This window comes from Gloeomargarita sp. SRBZ-1_bins_9 (assembly GCA_039794565.1).
In the GTDB taxonomy this organism is placed as follows: domain Bacteria; phylum Cyanobacteriota; class Cyanobacteriia; order Gloeomargaritales; family Gloeomargaritaceae; genus Gloeomargarita.
The window spans coordinates 170,436-192,115 of sequence record JAUQVX010000002.1; the positions used below are offsets into that span (position 1 = coordinate 170,436).

A 21,680-nucleotide genomic window follows, 5' to 3' on the forward strand; every position below is an offset into this window, starting at 1 on the left:
GCTGAGCCAAGGATTTACGCACCACCTGTTACCAGAGCGTTTCGCCGGTAGAGCGCCTCACACAGCCAATCGGCTAACCAGTTCACCTGCACCCGGTCCTGGAAGTGACACCTGGGCAGCGACTGCGCCAGCCAAGGGGATAGCCCGAGGACGACCAGTCCACAACAGGTCCGGCAGCGGTTCAAGCACCTTGCCCTAATGGCTGGGTGATGGCATCCACCCCCCGGCCAGGCAACCACGAACTCCTCCCCTTGGCGCTACACCGTTTATACCGGGCCTCGGGTTTGCACCTGGACGCTGCCTGTTGGGCAAATGGCCTCGCTGTGGTCACTCGTGGGGAACACCCGCCCGTCCGCTACCGTTGTCAGGGTCACCCCTTCGGCCACAAACCAGGCCAGGACATCCCGGGGTTGGAAGCGTTGGCCCAGTGACTGCAAGGGCCCATCCCCCCAGGATAAGGTTGGCTGGGCACCAGGGGGTCCCAACCGTGATGGATGGCATGACAACGACCCCCACCTGAAGAAATAACGACCGCAATGCCCATGCCGCCGTCTAAGGCTAAGGTGCAAGCCTAGTGGCCAATCATCCAGGGGCGACCACAGGTGGAGGCACGCCAGCGCGGTTTGGTCGGTTCGGTTTGCCGCTGCACCAGCCGGGGTTCCGGTTGCTCCCGCCGTTCCAAGCGCAAGGGACCGTTAAGGGCAACTGCCGGGGGGGTGTAGACCCGCTGCGCCGTTTGACCACAGGTTGGGCAGGTCACCGGCAGATGCACCTCCGCTAGGGAACGCCACACCTCAAACTCGCCACAGGCCCGGCACCGAAAGTCGTAGGCCGGCATTGCCCCCTCCTAAACCGGCAGAATGTTGCGGTCGAAAATAGCCGTCGGAATCGCCAGAGTGCAGCAGGCGTTGGGAATGTCCACAATGCCACTGATGCGGCCCTCAATCGGCGCACAACTCAGCAACAGATAGGCCTGTTCCCCCGTGTAGCCAAACTTCTGGAGGTATTCAATGGCGTTCAAACAAGCGCGGCGGTAGGCTACATGGGCATCCAGGTAATACTGCTCGCCCGTAAATTCATCCACGGAGATGCCCTCAAACACCAGATATTCCGAGTAGCGGGGTTCCACAGGTCCGGGTTTGAAAATAGGATTAGTCAGACCGTACTTTTCCACACCCCCTTTAATTACATCCACGTGCAGGTCAATATAACCTGCCATTTCAATGGCGCCACAAAAGGAAATTTCCCCATCCCCCTGGGAAAAATGAATGTCTCCCATAGATAACTTCGCCCCCTCCACGTAAACCGGGAAGTAAATGCGCGAGCCTTTGGATAAGTTTTTGATGTCGCAGTTCCCCCCGTGCTCTCGGGGCGGTACCGTCCGGGCGGCTTCGGCGGCTACCCGCTCCCATTCGGACTGGGGTAGGGTACCCAGGATAGCGTTTTGGGGGTTAGGGAGCGCCGCCAAGGGGGGAATTTGGGGTTTCCAGGGCGGCCCCCCTTTTTCCACCAGCGCCTTTTCCCGGGCATTCCACTTAGCCAACAACTCATGGGATGGGGCGCAGCCAATCAACCCCGGATGGGGAATACCGGCAAACCGCACACCGGGAATATGCCGCGACGATGTATAAATGCCCTCAATATCCCAAATGGCCTTGGCGGCGTTCGGAAAATGGTCCGTGAGAAACCCACCCCCATTGTTGCGGTCGAAAATCCCCGTGAATCCCCACTCATCCCCCGGCAACGGGCCAATATCCAGCAAATCCACCACCAAAATATCCCCAGGTTGGGCGCCGTTGACCCAGATAGGACCGCTCAGCACATGCACCACCGTTAGGTCCACATCCCGCACGTCGCTGGGGTCGTCATTGTTGGCAATCTGGCCGTCGGTCCAATCCTTGCACTCAATGCGAAAGGTATCCCCCGGGTTGACCGACACCACCGCCGGAATATCAGGATGCCAACGGTTGTGGCCTGGCACCTCCTGCTCTGTCATAGGCTTAGTCAAATCCACCTTGAATAGGGTCTGGGGCATGAGCCGTCTCCTCCGGTTGAATATGCGTTCATACGTTAGCGGGATGACCGGCCACGGGGCTGTTGTTTTTGTTACCAATGCCCAAGGGGTCTAGGCTGGCAACAGCGCCCGTTTGGGGCCGTGAATCGGGTCTTCCACAATAATCGTTTGCTCCCGGGCCGCCCCCAGAGAGACAATGGCGATGGGCACCTCCATTTCGCTGGCAAGAAACTGCAGGTAGTCCAAGGCGGCCTTGGGGAGTTCCTCCAGGGAACGGCAGTGACTTGTAGGGGTTTGCCAGCCCGGGAGCGTGGCGTAAATGGGGCGACAACGGGCAAATTGACGGCTGCTGTTGGGGAAATTGCGGGTGCGCTGCCCATCCAGCTCATAGGCCACACACACCTTGATTTCCGGCAGTTCGTCCAACACATCCAGCTTGGTGATGGCCATGCAGTCCATGCCGTTAATCCGCACCGCATAGCGTCCAATCACCGCATCGAACCAGCCACAACGCCGTCGCCGTCCCGTCGTCGTGCCGAATTCCGCCCCCTTGTCACACAGGTGGTCGCCCTCGTCCCCGTGCAGTTCCGTCGGAAAGGGACCCTCCCCCACCCGCGTGGTATAGGCCTTGGCCACCCCGATCACCCGGTCAATCATCGTCGGCCCGATGCCGGCCCCCACGCAGGCCCCCCCCGCCACCGGATTGGAGGAGGTGACGTAGGGATAGGTGCCATGGTCCAGGTCCAACAACGTCCCCTGCGCTCCCTCAAACAAAATATTGCGTTTTTGCTGCACCGCCTCCCACAGCACCAACGTACTGTCCACCACGTGGGGGCGCAACCGTTCCCCATAGGCCAGATACTGGGTGATCACTGCCTCGGCATCCAAAGGAGGCCGGTTGTAGAGCTTCTCCAGCAGGATGTTTTTTTGGGCAATGGTCCAGGTCAGTTGCTCCCGCAAGCCCTCCGGGTCGAGGAGGTCCTGGACGCGAATCCCCGTGCGGTCGGACTTGTCGGCGTAAGTGGGGCCAATCCCCCGTCCTGTGGTACCGATGCGGTAGCGACCCCGGGACTCCTCCTCCGCCTGGTCAATCAAGCGGTGGTAGGGCATGGTCACGTGGGCCGTCTGGGAAATCCATAGCCGTCGGGTGGAGACGCCCAATTGTTCTAGTTGGTCCATCTCGGCAATCAGGGCCTCCGGGTCAATCACTGTACCGCTGCCGATAATGCAGTCCGTATCGGGATAGAGAATCCCCGCAGGAATCAAATGCAACTTGAAGGTGCGACCATTGACCACCACCGTGTGTCCGGCGTTGACGCCCCCCTGGTAGCGCACCACCACATCCGCCGACGCACTCAGCAGGTCCGTAATTTTTCCTTTGCCCTCATCGCCCCACTGGGCACCCACAATAATGACGTTTGCCAAGGTCGCCAACCGCTCAAACCACAAGCGATTAAATATATCACAGGGGTTGACCCCGATCAAGAATTGCCCCTGCTGGTCAGGTCTTTGAGGTTGAACAGGAAGGGTACACCGGGGCTATTACCGGTGAGCACCAGCACCTGGGGCATTTGGGCGCCGCCAGACTTCCAGGCCTCAATCGCCTCCTTTTGCAAGACCAGTTCCCCCCCTTGTGCCTTCAGGGTTTCCGCCAACAACCGTTGGGCTTCCGCTTTCCCCTTGGCGCGGTTGATTTCCGCTTGAGCCTCCTGCTCGGCTGCCTGGGCGATGTAGACGGCGCGTTGGGCTTGCTGTTCGGCGATTTGTTTCTCCTCCACCGCCTTGGCAAATTCCGGCGTGAAATTCAAGTCCACCACGCTGGTGTCCAGCACAATAATCCCGTACTTTTCCAGGCGACTCTGTAGGGAATTGTCAAAGTCTTTTTTCAGTTCTTCCCGCTGGGTGATGGACTCTTCGGCTGTGCGCCGGGCCGCCGCCACCTTAAAGGACTCCTGGGTTTGGGGGGCAATGATTTTAGCCACGATATTGGCTAAGGACCCCTGGGTGCGGCGGATTTCCACCACCCGGTTGGGGTCAAGGCGGAAGTTAATGGCAAAACGGGCCGTCAGGTCCTGCAAATCCTTAGTAGCGCTCTGGGCCGGTACTTCAAATTTCTGCACCGTTACGTCGTAAACATCCACCCGGGAGATAAAAGGCGGTTTGAGATGCAGGCCCTCCAGCAGGGGCTGGTCTTGGGATTTCCCCAGAATACTGAGCACCCCCGCCTCCCCCGGGTTGATGATCACTACCGAATTCAGCGCCAACAACAGGAATAAGACTGCGAGGATACTGCCCAGCAAATTACTGACATTGGCGCTTTTCACCGTTGCTTGCCTCCCAACCGACCCCCTTTATTATTCCCCAGGGGTGGCTCAATGGCAATAACAGCTCACATCTTGCCCGGCCTGTTCCGCCAGGAAGCACAAGGCTCGCCAGCGCAGGGCCATCAACTCCGGGTACAGGGGATTTAACTGACACAAAGCGGGAATCTTAAAAAGCAGCCGTCCCCGGAAACGAATTTCCCGCTCAAAAGGGCAGCGCGCAGGAATCCACCAGCAAATTTGCTGAGCCATGCGCACATCCCGAATTTCCAGGTGATTGAGCCAATTTTTCAACAGCGACCACATACCTCACCCCTAAAACACAGCCTGACTTATCTGGCGGACGCGACCATTTCCTTCACGTCTCACACCCCACTCCCCATGCTAGGAAATGCCTTTGCTGACTGGCTAGGAGGGTGTCAGGGCATTCTCAGAAAACTGGCCCGTCCCCATGCTTTTCCCAGCACAGCTATACACTTCATTTCTCATCTTAACAAAATTTAACTTTATTTAACTTTAGTTTTTGGTGGGTTACCTGGGGGGGTTGAGTTTACCGCTGCGGAAGCCTTCCAAATCGAGGGTCACGTAGCGAAAGCCCAAGGTTTGAAAGTGCTGCACCAAAGCCCCTAAGTCGGTGGTCTGGACAAAGGCGGGAATCTGGTCAGCAGGGATTTCAATCCGAGCGGTATCGCCGATGGAGCGCACCCGCAGGACGGACCAGCCTTGTTGTCGGAGATAGCGTTCGGCCTGGGCCACCCGCTGGAGTTTGGCCGCATCCAGGGGTTCACCGGCAGGAAAACGAGAACTCAGGCAGGGTTGGGCCGGTTTGTCCCACCAAGGGAGTCCCAAATGGCGGGAGATGGCCCGCACCATACGCTTGTCAATCCCCAGTTCACTCAGGGGCGACCGTACCCCCCGTTCCCGGGCTGCCTGTATCCCTGGGCGGTAATCCTGCTCATCGTCGGCATTGACCCCATCGACCACTTGGGCGCCACCGTCTTGTTGGGCCAGGGCCTGTAGCCGGTCATGGAGTTCGCTTTTGCAGAAATAGCAGCGGTTGACGGGGTTCCGGGCGTAATTGGGGTTGGCCAGCTCCTGGGTGAGGATGCACTGGTGGCGAATGCCGATGAATTGGGCCTGGGCTTGGGCCTCCTGTAGGGCTTCCGGCGCCAGGGACGGGGAAACGGCGGTAACTGCCAGGGCACGCTCTCCCAACACGTCATGGGCCACTTTGGCCACCAAGCTACTATCTACCCCGCCGGAGTAGGCCACAATGACGCGCTCCCACGGTGCAAACCAGCGATACAGGGCGTCAAGGTAATCCTGAATCCCCAGGGCAGTGGTCATTACACTTGCTGCCGTGCGCTCCCCTCAATTTTATGGCGGGGGAAGGGGCAACGGATCAATGCCATCCGTTGAGGGGCTAGAAAAGTCGCAGGGCTATGGCAGTAGCAGGGGGTTCCGCTTGCTCTAGCTCCCCGAAAAGGCAAGGCGGTGATGGGCTTGCGCATCCTGACCCCCATAGCCTGCAAAGCTGGGCCAGGATAGACGCCAACGGCAAGTGGGTCTCCCACTTCCCCACGGGCTAAACCTCTGGCGCAGGCGGGCACATCCCCTAATCCCAAGCCGGATGCAGCAGCAGCGCCTCCAAGGCCCGCACCCCCCGTTTCTGGTCCCATAGGGGCAGGTGGCCCGCCGGTGCGTTCACGCTCCAGATGAATTCCTCGGGATAGCGGGGCCAGGTATCCCCTTTGTACCAGCCGATGGCCTGCCAGAACTTTTCCCAATTACGGCCACAGCCCAACCAAATCTGCCGCTGCACCCGAAAGCCAAACCTCCCCAGGGAATACAACCGCCACAGGGCGTCCAGGGTTTGCAAATCCACCACCGGCAAGCGGCGCACCTCCGTAAAATAGAGCCAAACCCGCCCCTCGACCCCCGCTAATTGACACAACTGCTGGCGCGTCCAGGTATCGGCGGCCTGCCACTGCTCGGCCAAAAGCAACTCCAGCAGTGGCTGGTAGTTCACCCCCTGGCTGGAGCACAAGGGCACCACCCCCTGGGGAAATTTCTCCCTCACCGCCGGCAGGTCCGACCGCCACAGCAGTTGATAGATGCAACCATCCAGCACCTGGGGAAAGTCTGGTCCCTGGGCGCGCTGTTGCAAATACCCCAACAGGGCCAAACCTGCCTCCGGGCCGCCTGATAGCCATTCGGTCAACCAGGTGCGTTGCTGGGCCGGAGAAAGGGACTCCAGCTTGTCGGCGAAATCCGCCACCGCATTCATTGCCCCACTGCCGTCGCCAGGGAGGGTGCGCCGGTGTCCCCCAGCACGTCCGCTGCGTAAATTTCGCAAGCGTTGTTGGGGCTTTCAACCAACTTCACCTTGTACAATTCTGCCCCCAGCTGCCGGATGGGTTCCCGCAACTGCTGGGTGATGTACAGGGCGATGTGCTCCGCCGTGGGCACCACTTCCCAGAAATAGGGGATGTCTTGGTTGAGGAAGGTGTGGTCTAGGGGTTCGACGATCTCCCGCTCGATTACCTCCTGCAGCGCCACCAGGTCCACCACCATCCCCGTAACCGGGTCAATCTCGCCGCGTACGGTGACCTCCAGGTGGTAGTTGTGGCCATGGCCGTGGGGACGGGCGCATTTGCCGTAGGTGGCGTAGTTTTGCGCCTCGGAAAAATCAGCCCGCGCCAGCCGGTGGGCCGCGCTAAAGTGGGTGCCAACGGTCAAATAGGCATTCATAGCCTCTCCTCGGTATTCAGCCCAAAGCTCGGGATGTTCGTACAACTGGATGGATGCCAGGGGCAAGTGGGTCCACAGCCGCTGCCAGATGGCATAGGCGATAAATTCCGTTGCGGGCAGGGTTTGGGCAAATTCCGGCCAGGCTTGGTTCAAAAACGTCTGGTCTAGGGGTTCTACCACCTCCCGCTGGATCACCTGTTTGACCTCCGATAGGTTCAGCACCATGCCGCAATCGTCCATTTCTCCCGCCATGGCCACGTAGAGGGTGTAGTTGTGCCCATGGCCCGGAAACAAGCTGCTTTTGCCAAAGCGCCGCCAATTCTCCGCCTCGGACCATTGGGGGACGTAGTAACGGTGACTGGCCGAAAACTGTGCTCGCCGCCGGATGATACAGCGCATGACCCTCGCCCAAAGTCCCTTTTGATTGTACCGGCCCAGAAGAAGACTTGCCAGCGGGACCCCGGGGTAGAATGACCTAGAGGAAAACGGTTTGGCGGGGGATGCCTGTGGATGGGCTGATACTGGCAGGGACAGGACTGGCGGCAGTGCTGCTGGTGGAAATCATCCGGGATAGCTATCACGCCCTGTGTCATGTCATCCCGGGTTTGGGGCGTTGGCACAACCGGCACCACGCGGCCTACCGCCGGGATTTGTCCATCGTTTCCTTGGAGGCGTTTCGTCAGTCCCAGCTTTACCACGACCTCACGGAGTCCGTGCTGCTGGTGAGCGTCAGCTTGGCGGTGGCCCTGTTAACGGGTCAACCGGGGATGTGGGTGGGGGTGGTTTACGCAGCCAGTTTTTTACTGGGGGCCACGCGGCGTTATCTGTGGGCCACGGGCGATACGGACTACAACCACCGGCCCGGACCCCTCCTGGAACCGCCGAGTCGCTGGTGGGTCAATCGCACCTATCACTGGCGCCACCACTTTGACAATGTCCATGCCTACTACAGCGGCGTGTTTCCCCTGGTGGATAAGGTGTTAGGGACGGCCCTTTCCCTAAAGGGGAAAAAGGTGGGGATTACCGGGGCGTCGGGGGCTTTGGGGCAAGCCCTGTGCCGGGAATTGGTGAAAGCGGGGGCCAAGGTCACGGCTATCACTACCCATCCTGACGGTTTCCCTCGGCAACCCGAGATAACGGTGGTGGGCTGGCAGTTGCACCAGGAGCAGGCTCTGTTGCCGGTGCTGGAGAAGCTGGATATTCTCATCATCAATCACGGGCTGAATGTGTACCGGCGGCGGGATTTTGCGGCGATAGAAACCTCATTGCAGGTGAATGCTCTGTCGGTGCTGCGGCTGATGGAGTTGTTTTTCCAGACGGTCACCGGCCCCGAAGCCAAGGCCACGAAAGAACTTTGGGTGAATACCTCCGAGGCGGAAGTATCCCCGGCCCTCAGTCCCCTGTATGAATTGAGCAAACGCTTGATCGGCCACCTGGTGACCCTGAAACGGCTGGATAATGTCTGTGTCATTCGCAAGATCGTGTTGGGGCCGTTTCAGAGCCGGTTGAATCCCTTTGGGGTCATGTCGCCGGGGTTTGTGGCCAAAGCGATTGTGTTTTTGGCGAAACGGGATGTGCGGGACATGGTGGTGACGGTCAATCCCCTGACCTATCTGCTGTACCCGCTGAAGGAGGCTGTCACCCTCTTGTACTACCGCCTGTTTAGTCGCCCTTCATGCTGACCTTGCATTTGCCGGATGGAACCCTGCGGGTGGCGTTGGCGGATCAGGCGGCGAGTGACCTGCTGTCTCGCTTGCAGGCTTTGCACCGGTCCTGGCAACAGGCGGTTCCCCCACCCCGTCCCCAACTGGATGTGGTTTATGCCGATCCGGTGCGGATAGAGTTTTTCTGTAACCCGAATCTCTGGCCCCATCCCTCGGCGGCCCAGGTGCTGGTGACAGTGCGGCATCCCCAGGTGCAGCTCAGCGCCCAAATGCCGTTGCCCCAGTTGTTAGCGGACCTGGAGGCGTGGTTGGCCGGAGCTTAAGCTAATCCCGTGGGTGTGAGGTGAATGGATGCTAGGGCGATACGGGCGATGGCTACTGGGCAGCGGACTGGGGTTGATGGTGCTGGCGACGGGGGGCTGGTGGTGGCGCAGTACCCAGGTGGCCCCTATCGCCAAAGCTAAACCCTCGGTCAGTTCAGTCGGGCCGTCCCCTCCTGTTCCCCCAACGCCGGCCGCCCCCTGGGCGTGGTCGGTTCAGCGGGTGATGGATAGAACCTTTTTGCCCACCTGGTTTCGGCAGCGGGGGGTGCACTGGCCCAGGGGTACCGCCATCTACGCCGCCCGCATCACACCGGGGGTGGGGGGACCGGCCTACGCCTTTTACGAGGCGGGATTGGGGGCCTTTAGCCAAAACTTTTGGCCGGCATCCACGGTAAAAGTCCTACCGGCGATTGCGGCGCTGGAGTGGGTCCATGCCCAGGGATTCACCGGGGAGGTGACGGTGACCTTTCCCCAAGGGCAAGACACCCTGGCCCGGATCATTGACCGTTCAATTCGGGAAAGTTCGAATTGGGACTACGACTTGACGGTGCAGTTGGTGGGGCTGGATTGGTTGAACCAGCGTTTTTTAACGCCGGAGCGGGGGTTTCCCACCACGACCCTGCAACGGGGCTACAGCGGCCTCAATGTCTACGCCAGTCCCCCGCTGATCCTCCGGGAAGGGGACCGCCAGAAAATCATACCGCGCCGCTGGTTTCAGGGGGTAGGCCGCTGCCCGCGCCGGGGCAATTGCGCCAACCTGTTTGAACTGACGGAAGCCATCCGACGGGTGGTGCTCCACCAGGAATTGCCCCCGGGGGAGCAATTTCGTATCCCGACTGCTGATATAGCCCAGTTAACTACCTCCCTGTGCCAGGCGGAACCGTCGTTTTTTGCCGCCGGCGCTCGGGTGGCCCTAGGACAAACACTCCAGATTTGCCACAAACCGGGTTGGGTCTTGCACCGCCACTGTGTGGATAGTGGGGTGATTACCGCCGGCCAGGAACGGTATTTATTGGCGGTGGCCATGCCGGCCTGGGCAGCAGGAGACAACTGCCAGGGGTTATCGCGCGTAGCTCACCAGGTGTTGACGGCCCTGCGTCAGGCGCCTCCGACCCTTGGGCACCAACCCAGCCAAGGTGAACCCATCCAGGCCCAGTTGATTCCCCGGCCTGGTGGGCACGAGATTCGGGTGCAGGTGCTGGGGGCCGACCGGGTGGCGGTGTGGATCGACCGGCAATCTCTAGGCGAACAGACAGGCCCCGGACCGGCATATCGCTGGGTAAAACGTCTTCATCAACCGGGGGAACGGCTGCTACGTATCCAGGCCTGGCGAGACGGGCAACCCATCGCCTACCACAGTCAACGGGTGACGGTGTCGCCGGTGGAACCGGAAACACCCCCGCCAAGGGCTTGTGAAGCGCCCCTGCCCCCGGTTCCGGCCCAGGTGGTGTATCGCGGCAGTAGTCGCCAAGCCCAGGTGGCCCTGTCCTTTGACGATGGCCCCCACGGTCGTTACACCCCCCGCATTCTGGACATTCTGCGGCAGGAGGGGGTACGGGCCACTTTTTTTGTCCAGGGCCGGATGGTGCGGCAAAATCCCGCCCTTGTGCGGCGTATCCAGGCAGAAGGTCACGAAATCGGCAACCACACCACCCATCATGTGAACCTCACCAGCCTGGGTGCCGGGGAGTTTCGGCAAGAGGTCCGCACCACCCAGGACCTGGTATGTCAGCTTACCGGCAGTCAACCCCGCTATCTGCGTCCCCCCTACGGCAGTTATGACCGCAGGACCGTCAGTTGGACTGGGGAATTGGGCCTCATCCTGCTGATGTGGGACGTGGACACCCGCGACTGGCAACACCGGAACCCCCAGCGCATCGTCCAGATTGTCCAACAACAGGCGCGACCGGGTTCCATTATCCTGATGCACGACATTTTGGCTACAACGGCGGACGCTCTGGCGGCTGTCATTGCCACCCTGCGGGCGAAGAACCTAGAATTGGTGACCGTCGGCCAGTTGTTGGCCCCAGGGGAACCCACCACCCGCCGATGAATCTTACCCCTGACCAGGAACTGGTGTTTCAGGTGCTGGCAGCGGTCGCCTGGGCGGATGAACGTTTGAACCCCGAAGAAATCCGCCTCCTGCTGGACCAACTGGTGACCGATTTCGCCCCCCCCAAGGAACAGGAACAACTCTGGAGCGAGCTGTACGACCGACTGTTTGCCTACTACGACCTGGAGACCCTGGTGCAACAGCCGCCGCCGCTCCACCACCGGGAATGGCTATTGCGCCTGAGTTATCTGCTCATTCAAGCCGGGCAAACCCCTGAGGAAACCGCCATCGTGCCCGCCGAAAAACAGGCCTACCGCCGTCTGGTGGGATGGTTGGATTTACCCCCGGAAACCGTCACCCAGATTGAGCAAGCTGCCCAGGGCGATGTGGCCTTGTACCAAGGGAACCCCCTAGCCGCCCTACGCGCCCATCTCCAGCAATGGTTCGGTTGGGGTTGACGGCCCTAAATAACGCTCCAAGCCCGACGACAGGACCTCGTAAATCAGGGTTAAGGGCCGCCCCTGGTGCCAGAACAAATAATGCCGCCCCCAAAAGGGCCCCGGACTGGCAAAGGCCTGGGCTAGGGCCGGGCAATCCCCGTAGTACAGGCGGCGAATATCCCGATATAGTTCCAGGCGCAAGGCCCGCAGACTAGTCCAAATCGGCCAATCCCGGTTGTGCAAATAGCGGTCCACCACCGCCGCCGGCCACCAGGACGTGGCATAGACCAAACGCTCCCCCGTTGCGGTTTGCAACCAGACCTGTCGCCGCACCCATGGCCCCTCCACCTGCTGGACTTCCGGCGGCGCTCCATCCAACCTCCACCCCACCGGCGCCATATCAATCACCTGCACCGCAATCTCCTGCCCCGTCAAAAACTGCAAATGGCGCGTCAGGGAACCATCGCTCAACAACAGCAACCGCCACCAGGGGGCCAACATCCCCGGCAACAACTGCGCTTCCTCCCCCTGCCAGCGACAATCCAACCGCCACCAGGGCAACACCGACGCCAACTGCATGGCCATATTTTATTAAAGATTGTTAACGCTTTTTTTACTATACCGGATCGCCACTGACCCGGCGGCGGTAGTCCTGGACGGCTTGGGTAATGGCGGTGCGCAGGTCGGCCAGACGGGGGGCAAAGGGGGGCGGGTGGGTTGTCAGCCCCAGCAGGTCGGCGGTAACCACGATTTGCCCATCGCAGTCCGGGCCGGCACCGATACCAATGGTGGGAATGCCCAACTTGCGGGTGATGGCCGCCGCCAGGGCAGCAGGGATGTGTTCTAGCAGCAGGGCAAAAACACCCGCCGCCTCCAGGGCCAGGGCTTGGGCCATCAATTGGTCCGCCTCTTGGGGAGTTTGGCCCTGTTGTCGGTAGCCCCCGAGGCGATGTACCGACTGGGGTAACAGTCCCAGGTGTCCCATTACCGGAATCCCCGCCCGCACCAGACGCCGCACCGTCATCACCATTTGGGGGTCACCCCCTTCGAGCTTCACCGCCTGCACTCCCGTTTGTTTCAACACCTGTCCGGCGTGATACACCGCCAGGGCGGGGCTGACCTGATAGCTCAAAAAGGGCAGGTCACAGACCAAAAAGGCCTCCTTGACCCCCCGGCGCACTGCTTTGGCGTGGTGGATCATCTCCCCAAGGGTCACAGGCAGGGTAGTGTCGTACCCCAGGGCCACCATTCCCAAGGAATCCCCCACCAAAATCACATCCACACCGGCCTGGTCCAGGATTTGTGCCAGGAGATAGTCCCAGGCGGTGACGGCCACAATTTTGCGCCCCTGGTGCTTGTACTGCTGGAGGGTGTGGACGGTACGAGCCATGATGGTTGCGGTTTTTTTCCAGTCTAGGGTGCTGCCGGTGACAAATTCGCTATTGTGAAGGGGAGATAGGAAACCAGAGCCATGGGGGATTGGACGTTGGCGCTGCCGAGTTTTTTGGTCACCCTGCGGGAAGGGGTGGAGGCGGCGTTGATTGTGGGCATTGTATTGGCTGTTCTGGGGCAAACCCAGCGGCGTGACCTGTACGGCTGGGTGGGCTTAGGGGTCGGTGCGGGTGTGGGTTTGAGTGTATTGGGGGGCTGGGGGTTGGTGACCTTGCTCCAGGGAGTGACCCGAGGGCATCCGCGCTGGCAACTGGGGCTGGAGGCGCTTATGGAGCTGGTGGCGGCGGGGTTGCTTACCTGGATGCTGCTGTGGATGACCCGGCAGGGGGGACAGGTGGCCCAGACGGTGCGGCAGCAGTTGAACGACCAGTCCCAAGGGTGGCAGGTGGCTTTGCTGGTACTGGCGGCGGTGCTGCGGGAAGGGCTGGAAACGGTGGTGTTTGTCGGCGCTCAGTTCACCCAGGGTTGGCCGGCGCTGCTGGGGGCTATTGGCGGCCTGGCCGGGGCGGTGACCATCGGTTACTTGCTGTTTGGCCTGGGGATGCGCTTGCCCCTGCGCACCTTTTTCCGGGTGATGGGGGGGGGGCTGCTGTTGATTGTGGGGGGATTGATGGTGAGCACCCTTTGGCATGGCAGTCAAGCCCTGGGGAACGTCAGGTTACTCGGGCCGCTGGTTTGGGATACGTCGGCTTGGTTACCGGATCGCCAATGGCCGGGTCTCCTGCTCAAGGTGCTACTGGGCTATCGAGATCACCTCTACCTGCTGCAACTACTGGCCTACGGGGCGTTGATGGCGCTGGTGGGGGTGGGGTACTACCGAGCATTGGCCCTGGCCGGCAAAACGTCGGCGCTCCAGGGCAATTGAATCCGTATCCAGGCTCCACCGGTATCGGGATGGTTGGCGGCTTGCACATCTCCCCCATGGGCGAGGGCAATCTGTCGAACGATGGCCAGCCCCAGTCCGGTGCCGGGGGGGTAGCCCTGGGGATGACGGTGGCCCTGGTAAAAGCGTTCAAACAGGTGGGGCAGGTCGTCGGGCGCAAAACCGGGGCCTTGGTCAATGATGTCAATGGTTACCTGCTGGGCGTCCGCTTGGGGAGTGGCGGCGATACGAATCACTCCACTGGGGGGGCTGTACTTGATGCTGTTGTCCAGGATATTGCCCAGCATTTGGTGCAGGCGCAGTTCGTCCCCCAACAGCCACAACTCGGACGGTCCTTGGTAGTCCAACTGCAACTGTTTCTGCTGCGCCAGGGGTTCCAGGCTCTGCCAAACGTTTTGGATCAGCAGTGAGAGATTGACGGGTGTGGGGTTGCGCACGGGACGGCGGCCCTGGGCCATCTCCAACCAGTTGTGCACCAGGCGGCTCAGGCGCTGCAATTCCCCCAGCAAGCGGTTTACCCAGGTTTGGAGGGCTGGGTCCACCCGTGCCTGGAGGGCTTCCGCCACCAGTTGCATGGCCGTCAGGGGGGTTTTCAGCTCGTGGGTTAGGTCGGTAACCCACCGGTCCCGGGCCTGGGTGAGTTCCACCAGCGCCTGCCGATTTTCCACAAACACCACCACATCCCCCGTGGAGAGGCGTTGCGCTACAGCTTGCACCGGAACCGGCGGCTGGGTTAATTCGGCGGAGGCATAAAAGTCCCACTCGGCCACCTGTTTCCCCCCTTGGATGCGCGCCCGCTCAATCAGCTGGTCCAGTTCCCAGGAGCGCACCAGTTCCAGGAGCAGGCGGGGTTGACCGGGACGCCAGCGCCGCAAGCCCAATAATTCCCGCGCCGCCGGGTTACACCAGAGTAATTGGTTGTCCCCATCCACCAGCAGGCAGCCCCAGGGCAGGTGGTGGAGCATTTCCAGCCAGGGGGGAGACCGTCGCCGCCGCGGGGCACGCCCCACCCACCAGCCCCCCCAAAAACCCAGGGCCAGGCCCAGCACCAACAGCAGCGCGGCCATCAACCAAAGCGGTAGCCGAAGCCCCGCACGGTCAAGATGTATTCGGGCCGGCTGGGGTCTTTTTCCAACTTCTGGCGCAACCAGCGAATGTGCACATCCACCGTTTTGCTATCCCCCACAAAATCCGGCCCCCAGACCCGATCTAGCAGGCTTTCCCGGGACCAAACCCGCCGGGGGTAGGTCATAAACAGCTCCAGTAGGCGAAATTCCTTGGGTGACAGGTTAACCGGTTCCCCCCGCACCACCACCCGGCATTGCTGGGGATAGAGGTAGATGTCCTTGTAGTGCAAAACGCTGGGTTGGGGCAGGTAGCTCTGGCGTTGCCGGCGCAACAGGGCGCGACAGCGGGCAATGAGTTCCCGGGTGCTGAAGGGCTTGGTCAGGTAATCATCCGCCCCCACCTCCAGGCCCAACACCCGGTCGGTTTCGCTGCTGCGGGCGCTCAGTACCAGGATGGGGGTGGGATTGCCCTGGCGACGCAGCAACCGGCACAGGTCCAAACCGTTCACCTGGGGCAGCATCAAATCCAGCACCACCAAATCGAAGGTGGAGGCCCCCGCCGTCGGTTCATCCCCCAACAACAACTGCAACGCCGTCCGGCCATCCGCCACCGCCGTTACCTCGTATCCTTCTTCCCGCAGGGACAGTTCCAGCATTTCCCGGATTAAATCCTCGTCCTCCACCACCAGGATGCGACTGGGTTTCTCCAAATCCGCCGTAACGGGCAGGTCCAGGGGTTCCAGGGATGGCATAGGGGCCAGACAACACACCGCAATGGTCCTACCTGTCATCTTACGCCAATCTCAATCCCGGCGCTCCGGCAACAGAGGCAACAGCACTGCCCCGGTCATAAACCCCGCCACATGGGCCAAATAGGCAATCCCCGGCATTCCCGGATGTACTGCCGCCGCCCGTAGGGTTTCCAGCACAATCCACACCCCCAGAAACACCGCCGCCGGAATCCGCACCAGGGTGACATAAATCACCAGCACCAGCAGGGTGTAAATGCGCGCCTGGGGAAACCGGACAATATAGCCCCCCATCACGCCGGCAATGGCGCCACTGGCTCCAATCAGGGGAAGGGTGGAGGTGGGAATGACCACCGCATGGGCCAAAGCCGCCGCCGCCCCGCAAAACAAATAAAACCCCAAAAACCGCCAGCGCCCCAGCACATCCTCCACATTGTTGCCAAACAGCCAGAGAAACCACATGTTGCCAAACAGATGGAGAAAACTCCCGTGCAGAAACTGGGAACTCAGCAGGGTAATCGCCCGGTGATCAAACTGGGTAAACAACGCCTTGGGGATGACGGCCCAGGTGTTCACAAACGCCAGCAATTGATCCCGGTCCAGGCTGACCTGGTAAAGAAATACCACCACGCAGGCGGCAATTAGCCCGTAGGTCACCACCGGTGTACGGCGGGTTGGGTTATCGTCGTAAAGGGGAAACACTATGTTAGCCTCAGCCGATGACTGCCACCATTCGCCCCGGTGAAGTGTTTGCCTCCGCCCAGGACTTTGATCAAGGGATTCGCGCCCTTGTCCCCCATTATGACGAGATGTTGACCGCCTTGAGTTTGTGCGTCCCGCCGACGGCGCAGCGCCTTTTGGACCTGGGGGGCGGCACGGGCAATGTCAGTGGACGGCTGTTACAGCGTTTGCCCCAAGCCCAGGTCGTGCTGATGGATTACTCCCCCGCCATGCTGGCCCAGGCCCAAGCCAAACTTCCCCCCAGCCAAGTTACCTTGATCCTGGGGGATTTTGGGGAATGGGCCTTGCACCCGGAGCGCTTTCCCCCCATCGAGCCGGTAGACGCCTGCGTGTCCGCCCTGGCGATTCATCACCTGAGCGATCCCATGAAGGGGCACCTGTTTCGCCAGGTTTTTAGCCATCTGCGGCCCGGCGGTTGCTTTTGGAATGCCGACCCCGTGGTGGCTCCCCATCCCTACAGTGCCGCCTTGTACCAGCGGGTTCGCCAAGAGCTGCTGCCCCCAGAGGCTGTACCTGAGCGGGGTCAGGTCGTCCCTTGTGGCCATTCCGCCCCCGACCAACTGACCACCGTCGCCAAGCAACTGGAACTACTGCAAGCAGCCGGCTTTGTGGGGGTGGATGTGGTGTGGCAGTGGTTTGGTCTAGCCATCGTTGGCGGCTATGTTCCCGCATGACGGTCCAACCTTTGCCCACCTAGACTGGGAGCGGGAGCAGCGCACGGGCATTCCCGAGGTGGTGTGGGGCTTGGGGAAAACGCCCGAGCAAATCGCTGCCATCTTGCAGGCCATCTATCGGCGCACCGGTTTGGCGATGGCCACCCGCGTCAGTCCTGCCGTAGCCCAGGCCATCCAACCCCAATTACCCGCCAGCACCTATGACCCCCTAGCGGAAGTGCTGCTTTTAGGCACACCCCAGGTGAAATATCCCGGCCTGGTGGGGGTGATCACGGCGGGCACGGCGGACCAAAAAGTGGCCCGGGAGGCCTGGTTAACCTTGCAGTACCTGGGTGTGCAGGGGCAGATGTTTCCAGATATAGGGGTGGCGGGACTGCACCGGCTGTTGAACCGCTGGCCGGAGATAGCCCCCTGTGATGTGTTGATTGTGGTGGCGGGGATGGAGGGGGCTTTGCCGTCGGTGGTGGCGGGTTTGAGTGCCGCACCGGTGATTGGCGTACCCACCAGTGTGGGCTATGGCGTCCAATGGCAGGGGTTGGCTCCTTTGCTAACGATGCTCAATAGTTGTGCGCCGGGGCTGGGGGTGGTCAACATTGACAATGGCTTTGGGGCGGCGGTGCTGGCGGTGAAGATCCTCCAAGTGACGGCGCGCCGGAACCGGGATGATAAGATGAAAGCGCCGGGCTAATGGGGAGTTAACCATGACCCGATCCCTGTGGCAACGCTATCAACAGTGGCTGTACTACCACCCTGGCCTGGATTTTTACGTGGATGTCAGCCGGGTACACAGCATTACGGATGCGCTGTTTTATGACCTGCAGCCTAAATTTGCCCGGGCGTTTCAGGACATGGCTGCTTTGGAGGCCGGCAGCATCGCCAACCCAGACGAAAACCGCATGGTGGGGCACTACTGGCTGCGCGCCCCCGACCTGGCCCCCACCCCGGACATCCAGCGGGACATCCGCGAGTCGGTGGACCGGGTGGAACGCTTTGCCGAGCAGGTGCACCGGGGGGACATCCGCGCTGTCAACGGGGAAAAATTCACCGACATTGTGGCCATCGGCATTGGCGGCTCTGCCTTGGGACCCCAATTTGTCAGCCAAGCCGTAGCACCGGTGCATCCCCCGCTAGAGATTCACTTCATTGACAACACCGACCCGGCGGGCATGGACCGGTTGGTGCAGCACATGGGCGACCGGTTGCAAACCAGTTTAGTCCTGGTGACTTCCAAGTCGGGCGGTACACCAGAAACCCGCAACGGCATGTGGGAGATCCAGCGGGTGTTTCGGGAACGGGGCTGGCCCTTTGCTCCCCAGGCGGTGGCCATCACCATGCCCGGCAGCGAGTTAGACCAGACGGCCCAGCGGGAGCAGTGGTTAATGCGCTTCCCCATGTTTGATTGGGTGGGGGGGCGCACATCGGAGTTTTCGACGGTGGGGTTGGTGCCGGCGGCCTTGCAAGGGATTTCCATCCGGGAGATGTTGCGGGGGGCGCAGGAGATGGACCAGGCCACTCGGATCCCCGAGGTACGGCACAATCCGGCGGCGTTGTTGGCCCTGGCCTGGTATGCCACGGGACGGGGGCACGGCGAAAAAGACATGGTGATCCTGCCCTACAAAGACAGCCTGGCGTTGCTGAGTCGTTACCTGCAGCAGTTGGTGATGGAATCCCTCGGCAAAGAAAAAGACTTAGACGGCAACATTGTCCATCAGGGGATTGCGGTTTACGGCAACAAGGGTTCCACCGACCAGCACGCCTACGTACAGCAACTGCGGGAGGGGTTAAATAACTTTTTTGTGACCTTTATTGAGGTGTTGCGGGACCGGGACGGCGGCGATTGGGAAATTGAACCCGGGATCACCACCGGGGATTATCTTTCTGGTTTCCTGCAGGGCACCCGCCAGGCCCTCTACGAAAAGGGGCGGGAGTCCATTACGATTACGATACGGGAGGTGACGCCCAAAACCGTGGCGGCTTTGATTGCTCTCTATGAACGCGCTGTGGGGCTATACGCTTCTTTAATTAATGTCAATGCCTATCACCAGCCGGGGGTAGAAGCAGGGAAAAAAGCCGCCAGCGCCATCCTACAGTTGCAACGCCGCTTGCTCAAAACCCTGCGGGCGTATCCCAACGGTCTGACTCTGGAGGAAATCGCCCAGAAAGTAGAAGCCCCGGAGGAAATCGAAACCATTTACCAAATCCTACGGCATTTGGAGGCTAACCGAAGGGGAGTGGAATTCATCGGGGAGCGCCACAAACTCACAGGTCTGCTGGTGCGCTGGTGCGGGTCGGGGTTGTGATCATCTCCACCATTCGGTTTGGTCGGCTGGGGAATCGTTTGCTCCTATTGAGTCATTTGATTGCCTACGGGTGCGCCACCGGTCGGGAGGTTCTGGACTTGGGCTTTTGGGAATACGGTCAGTATTTTGCTGCAACAGCCCCCCAGTCCTACTGGGTCATGTTCCCACCCCATCAGCGTCCCTGGCATGGCCTCCCGTGGCCCCGTCTCCAACGGCGAATCAACAAAGAACTGCGGCGCTGGCTCAGCCATGGGTCATTCATCCCCCGAAACTGGCAAATCATTCCCGGCTATGCACCCGATGTTGTCCTAGAAGACGTTGTTGCTCCCCAAGCCCAAGTAGTCCTGGTGCGGGGCTGGTATGTGCGCTCCCGGAACATCGGTCCATACGCCCCGGTGGTGCGCCAATTTTTTACCCCCTTGCCCGTCTATCAACGGAACATTCAACAGTTGATCACTCCCCTGAAAGATCAATACGATGTGTTGGTGGGGGTGCACATTCGTTTAGGGGATTATCGGGATTATCGGGAGTGGCGTAATGGTGTTTACATCTATCCCTTGGAAACTTGGCGGGCTTTGATGGCCAAAATGGTGGACCTGCTGGCTTTCCAAAGGGTGGGATTTCTCATTTGTTCCGATGAAGATTTGCGACCCCAAGCCCATCATTTTCAAGGACTGCCAGTGTACTACGGAACCGGTCACATCATCGAAGACCTATATAGCCTTGCTGCCTGTGACTATTTACTGGCAACGCCGAGTACCTACAGTGGTTAGGCCGCTTTTTACGGTCAGGTGCCCATTTATTTCCTGCCGGTTAAAGACCAAGTCCCCCAAGCGATTGCCCACTTAACCCTATCCCAATTGGCATTGCCCACAGAACCCTACAGAACCGGAAGCGGCGGTGGGAACCAGGGTCACGCGGATGACGTCTCCACGGCCAGCCAAGTCACAGGCACCTCCCCACCAACATGTGGCCAGACCATTTCCGACGGCGTTTGCGCGAAGAAGCAGCCAAATGGCGACAAGAAGGATTAATTTCCGAAGAAACTTGGCAGGTTCTTGTCACCCGCTATGGGTTAGAGCGACTGACACCCCCAGTGCTGACCTTCAGTGCCATCCTCTATGGCGTCGGTGGGATTTTGGTCGGTCTGGCGGTCATGACCTTTGTGGCGGCTAACTGGCCAGGTCTAAACAAAACAACCAAGCTGATTTTGCTGCTGGCATTGTTAATCGGTAGTAACACGGGCGGCTTTTACCTGTGGCAGTACACCCCTAACTTCCGGCGTTTGGGTCAAGGCATCCTATTAGCTGCCGGTTTGGTTTTGGGGGCGGTAATAGCCCTAGTGGCCCAGATATTCCATCTCAGCGGCCCGGTGCAGGACTTGTTTTTTTTCTGGAGTGTAGGGGTTCTGGTCGTGGCCATCAGCTTGCGGCTGTTACCCCTGGGAGTGATGGGGTTGATTCTGTTGGGTCTTGGGTACATGAGTTATTTGGTAGAGGGCGGGGTATCGGCCACCGACTGGATCGGTGATGGATTTCCTTATATTTCTGTGTTAATACTACCCCTGGCCTATTGGCTCAACTCACGGGTCATTTTTACCATGATTGTCGGCCTGTGGGTTTGGAGTAGTTGGGTTGTCATTTCTGGGCCGCTGGGGCTGGCTTTACCGGCTGTGATTTTGTGGGGTTATGGGGATAGGTTCCGACTGGATGATTGGGGGAGGAAGCTATGCCCGACAGCACAAAGAATGCAGCCAATAGCTAGGGGAATAAGTGTTTTTTTGGTCGGTTTTGGTCTATTCATCTATGCCTTTCGATGGTCTAGGGATGCTTCGGGTTGGGATGACGCTAGGGGCAGTTATTTGGTGGTTATCCTCCTGATTTTGGCTGCCTACGTAATTCTCTATCACTTGCTCTACCGGCGGGAACCGACGACTTGGGGGTTGCTGGGGACTGCCCTAGTGTTTGCTATGGTTAGCCTTGCCCCTTCCGGAACTGCTGATCTTCCTTTCTACGTCTTGATGGTTAATACACTGTTACTGCTCTATGGCCTGGGTCTGATGTATCTGGGCATTGGGCAACAACGGCGGGGACTTTTTTGGTTGGGCTTGGTCCTGCTGTGTTTACAGGTCATTAGCCGGATGTTGGAGTATGAGACGGGATTAATTCCCAAGGCGATAGGTCTCGGTTTGTGTGGTCTAGGTCTTATGGGTGCTGGTGTGGGTTTTGAGCGTTATCTCGCCAGTGCA

Annotated in this window: 25 protein-coding genes; 10 read left to right on the forward strand and 15 right to left on the reverse strand. The window is 60.0% G+C overall.

Annotated elements, in window-relative coordinates:
- Window positions 1–14: 14 nt before the first annotated feature.
- The 10 genes from Q6L55_03270 to Q6L55_03315 all read right to left on the reverse strand — a co-directional run bounded on the left by Q6L55_03270 (window position 15) and on the right by Q6L55_03315 (window position 7,485).
- Window positions 15–185 (reverse strand): hypothetical protein, encoded by a 171-nt coding sequence (locus Q6L55_03270; GenBank protein ID MEN9257735.1) that lies wholly within the window; start codon window positions 183–185, stop codon window positions 15–17.
- A gap of 81 nt (window positions 186–266) precedes the next feature.
- Window positions 267–437: an NAD(P)/FAD-dependent oxidoreductase gene (locus Q6L55_03275; GenBank protein MEN9257736.1), complete on the reverse strand. Its 171-nt coding sequence runs from the start codon at window positions 435–437 to the stop codon at window positions 267–269.
- A gap of 134 nt (window positions 438–571) precedes the next feature.
- Window positions 572–838, reverse strand: coding sequence for a zinc ribbon domain-containing protein (locus Q6L55_03280; GenBank protein MEN9257737.1), 267 nt, complete (start codon window positions 836–838; stop codon window positions 572–574).
- A gap of 9 nt (window positions 839–847) precedes the next feature.
- Entirely contained in the window at window positions 848–2,035 is a 1,188-nt protein-coding gene (locus Q6L55_03285) for an acetamidase/formamidase family protein (GenBank protein ID MEN9257738.1), read from the reverse strand.
- Between the two features lie 90 nt (window positions 2,036–2,125).
- Window positions 2,126–3,439, reverse strand: a complete 1,314-nt coding sequence (locus Q6L55_03290; protein ID MEN9257739.1) for an adenylosuccinate synthase — start codon at window positions 3,437–3,439, stop codon at window positions 2,126–2,128.
- Between the two features lie 56 nt (window positions 3,440–3,495).
- A complete protein-coding gene (locus Q6L55_03295) occupies window positions 3,496–4,338 on the reverse strand; it encodes a prohibitin family protein (GenBank protein MEN9257740.1) in 843 nt (280 codons plus the stop codon).
- 48 nt (window positions 4,339–4,386) lie between these two features.
- Window positions 4,387–4,641 carry a Mo-dependent nitrogenase C-terminal domain-containing protein gene (locus tag Q6L55_03300; GenBank protein ID MEN9257741.1) on the reverse strand — a complete coding sequence of 85 codons (255 nt, stop codon included), beginning with the start codon at window positions 4,639–4,641 and terminating at the stop codon, window positions 4,387–4,389.
- Between the two features lie 225 nt (window positions 4,642–4,866).
- Window positions 4,867–5,682 (reverse strand): ATP-dependent sacrificial sulfur transferase LarE, encoded by an 816-nt coding sequence (gene larE / locus Q6L55_03305; protein ID MEN9257742.1) that lies wholly within the window; start codon window positions 5,680–5,682, stop codon window positions 4,867–4,869.
- Between the two features lie 268 nt (window positions 5,683–5,950).
- Window positions 5,951–6,622, reverse strand: coding sequence for a GUN4 domain-containing protein (locus Q6L55_03310; GenBank protein MEN9257743.1), 672 nt, complete (start codon window positions 6,620–6,622; stop codon window positions 5,951–5,953).
- Window positions 6,619–7,485, reverse strand: a complete 867-nt coding sequence (locus tag Q6L55_03315) for a 6-carboxytetrahydropterin synthase (protein ID MEN9257744.1) — start codon at window positions 7,483–7,485, stop codon at window positions 6,619–6,621. The genes Q6L55_03310 and Q6L55_03315 overlap by 4 nt, the downstream gene beginning before the upstream one ends.
- Before the next feature lie 101 nt (window positions 7,486–7,586).
- On the opposite strand from Q6L55_03315, the gene Q6L55_03320 reads away from it, so the two are divergent.
- Genes Q6L55_03320 through Q6L55_03335 form a run of 4 tightly spaced genes read left to right on the forward strand, consistent with a single transcriptional unit; the run spans window position 7,587 to window position 11,584 of the window.
- The gene (locus tag Q6L55_03320; GenBank protein MEN9257745.1) at window positions 7,587–8,768 is read left to right on the forward strand and encodes a bifunctional sterol desaturase/short chain dehydrogenase; all 1,182 of its coding nucleotides are present in this window, start codon (window positions 7,587–7,589) and stop codon (window positions 8,766–8,768) included.
- Window positions 8,762–9,073, forward strand: coding sequence for a hypothetical protein (locus Q6L55_03325; GenBank protein MEN9257746.1), 312 nt, complete (start codon window positions 8,762–8,764; stop codon window positions 9,071–9,073). The genes Q6L55_03320 and Q6L55_03325 overlap by 7 nt, the downstream gene beginning before the upstream one ends.
- A 28-nt stretch (window positions 9,074–9,101) precedes the next feature.
- Complete coding sequence (locus Q6L55_03330) at window positions 9,102–11,126, forward strand: polysaccharide deacetylase family protein (protein MEN9257747.1); 2,025 nt, start codon at window positions 9,102–9,104, stop codon at window positions 11,124–11,126.
- Entirely contained in the window at window positions 11,123–11,584 is a 462-nt protein-coding gene (locus Q6L55_03335; GenBank protein MEN9257748.1) for a hypothetical protein, read from the forward strand. The genes Q6L55_03330 and Q6L55_03335 overlap by 4 nt, the downstream gene beginning before the upstream one ends.
- Here the strand turns inward: Q6L55_03335 and Q6L55_03340 are convergent.
- Both Q6L55_03340 and panB read right to left on the reverse strand, forming a co-directional pair.
- Window positions 11,546–12,151 (reverse strand): chorismate lyase, encoded by a 606-nt coding sequence (locus tag Q6L55_03340; GenBank protein ID MEN9257749.1) that lies wholly within the window; start codon window positions 12,149–12,151, stop codon window positions 11,546–11,548. The two genes, Q6L55_03335 and Q6L55_03340, sit on opposite strands and share 39 nt — an antisense overlap.
- Window positions 12,152–12,182: 31 nt before the next feature.
- Window positions 12,183–12,956 carry a 3-methyl-2-oxobutanoate hydroxymethyltransferase gene (gene panB, locus Q6L55_03345; GenBank protein MEN9257750.1) on the reverse strand — a complete coding sequence of 258 codons (774 nt, stop codon included), beginning with the start codon at window positions 12,954–12,956 and terminating at the stop codon, window positions 12,183–12,185.
- An 81-nt stretch (window positions 12,957–13,037) separates the two neighbouring features.
- On the opposite strand from panB, the gene Q6L55_03350 reads away from it, so the two are divergent.
- The gene (locus tag Q6L55_03350) at window positions 13,038–13,883 is read left to right on the forward strand and encodes an FTR1 family protein (protein ID MEN9257751.1); all 846 of its coding nucleotides are present in this window, start codon (window positions 13,038–13,040) and stop codon (window positions 13,881–13,883) included.
- On the opposite strand, the gene Q6L55_03355 is transcribed toward Q6L55_03350, so the two are convergent.
- Genes Q6L55_03355 through Q6L55_03365 form a run of 3 tightly spaced genes read right to left on the reverse strand, consistent with a single transcriptional unit; the run spans window position 13,832 to window position 16,419 of the window.
- Complete coding sequence (locus tag Q6L55_03355; GenBank protein ID MEN9257752.1) at window positions 13,832–14,968, reverse strand: HAMP domain-containing sensor histidine kinase; 1,137 nt, start codon at window positions 14,966–14,968, stop codon at window positions 13,832–13,834. The two genes, Q6L55_03350 and Q6L55_03355, sit on opposite strands and share 52 nt — an antisense overlap.
- Window positions 14,968–15,759 carry a response regulator transcription factor gene (locus Q6L55_03360; protein ID MEN9257753.1) on the reverse strand — a complete coding sequence of 264 codons (792 nt, stop codon included), beginning with the start codon at window positions 15,757–15,759 and terminating at the stop codon, window positions 14,968–14,970. Before Q6L55_03360 ends, Q6L55_03355 begins: the two co-directional genes overlap by 1 nt.
- A 12-nt stretch (window positions 15,760–15,771) precedes the next feature.
- Window positions 15,772–16,419, reverse strand: a complete 648-nt coding sequence (locus Q6L55_03365) for a rhomboid family intramembrane serine protease (GenBank protein MEN9257754.1) — start codon at window positions 16,417–16,419, stop codon at window positions 15,772–15,774.
- 17 nt (window positions 16,420–16,436) lie between these two features.
- On the opposite strand from Q6L55_03365, the gene Q6L55_03370 reads away from it, so the two are divergent.
- The 5 genes from Q6L55_03370 to Q6L55_03390 form a co-directional block, all read left to right on the forward strand.
- On the forward strand, window positions 16,437–17,132 hold the full coding sequence (locus Q6L55_03370; GenBank protein ID MEN9257755.1) for a class I SAM-dependent methyltransferase: 696 nt from the start codon (window positions 16,437–16,439) through the stop codon (window positions 17,130–17,132).
- On the forward strand, window positions 17,119–17,820 hold the full coding sequence (gene larB / locus Q6L55_03375) for a nickel pincer cofactor biosynthesis protein LarB (GenBank protein MEN9257756.1): 702 nt from the start codon (window positions 17,119–17,121) through the stop codon (window positions 17,818–17,820). Before Q6L55_03370 ends, larB begins: the two co-directional genes overlap by 14 nt.
- Window positions 17,821–17,833: 13 nt before the next feature.
- Window positions 17,834–19,432 (forward strand): glucose-6-phosphate isomerase, encoded by a 1,599-nt coding sequence (locus Q6L55_03380; GenBank protein ID MEN9257757.1) that lies wholly within the window; start codon window positions 17,834–17,836, stop codon window positions 19,430–19,432.
- Complete coding sequence (locus Q6L55_03385) at window positions 19,414–20,205, forward strand: hypothetical protein (protein MEN9257758.1); 792 nt, start codon at window positions 19,414–19,416, stop codon at window positions 20,203–20,205. The genes Q6L55_03380 and Q6L55_03385 overlap by 19 nt, the downstream gene beginning before the upstream one ends.
- 194 nt (window positions 20,206–20,399) lie before the next feature.
- On the forward strand, window positions 20,400–21,680 hold a 1,281-nt coding region (locus tag Q6L55_03390; GenBank protein MEN9257759.1), incomplete at its 3' end, for a DUF2157 domain-containing protein.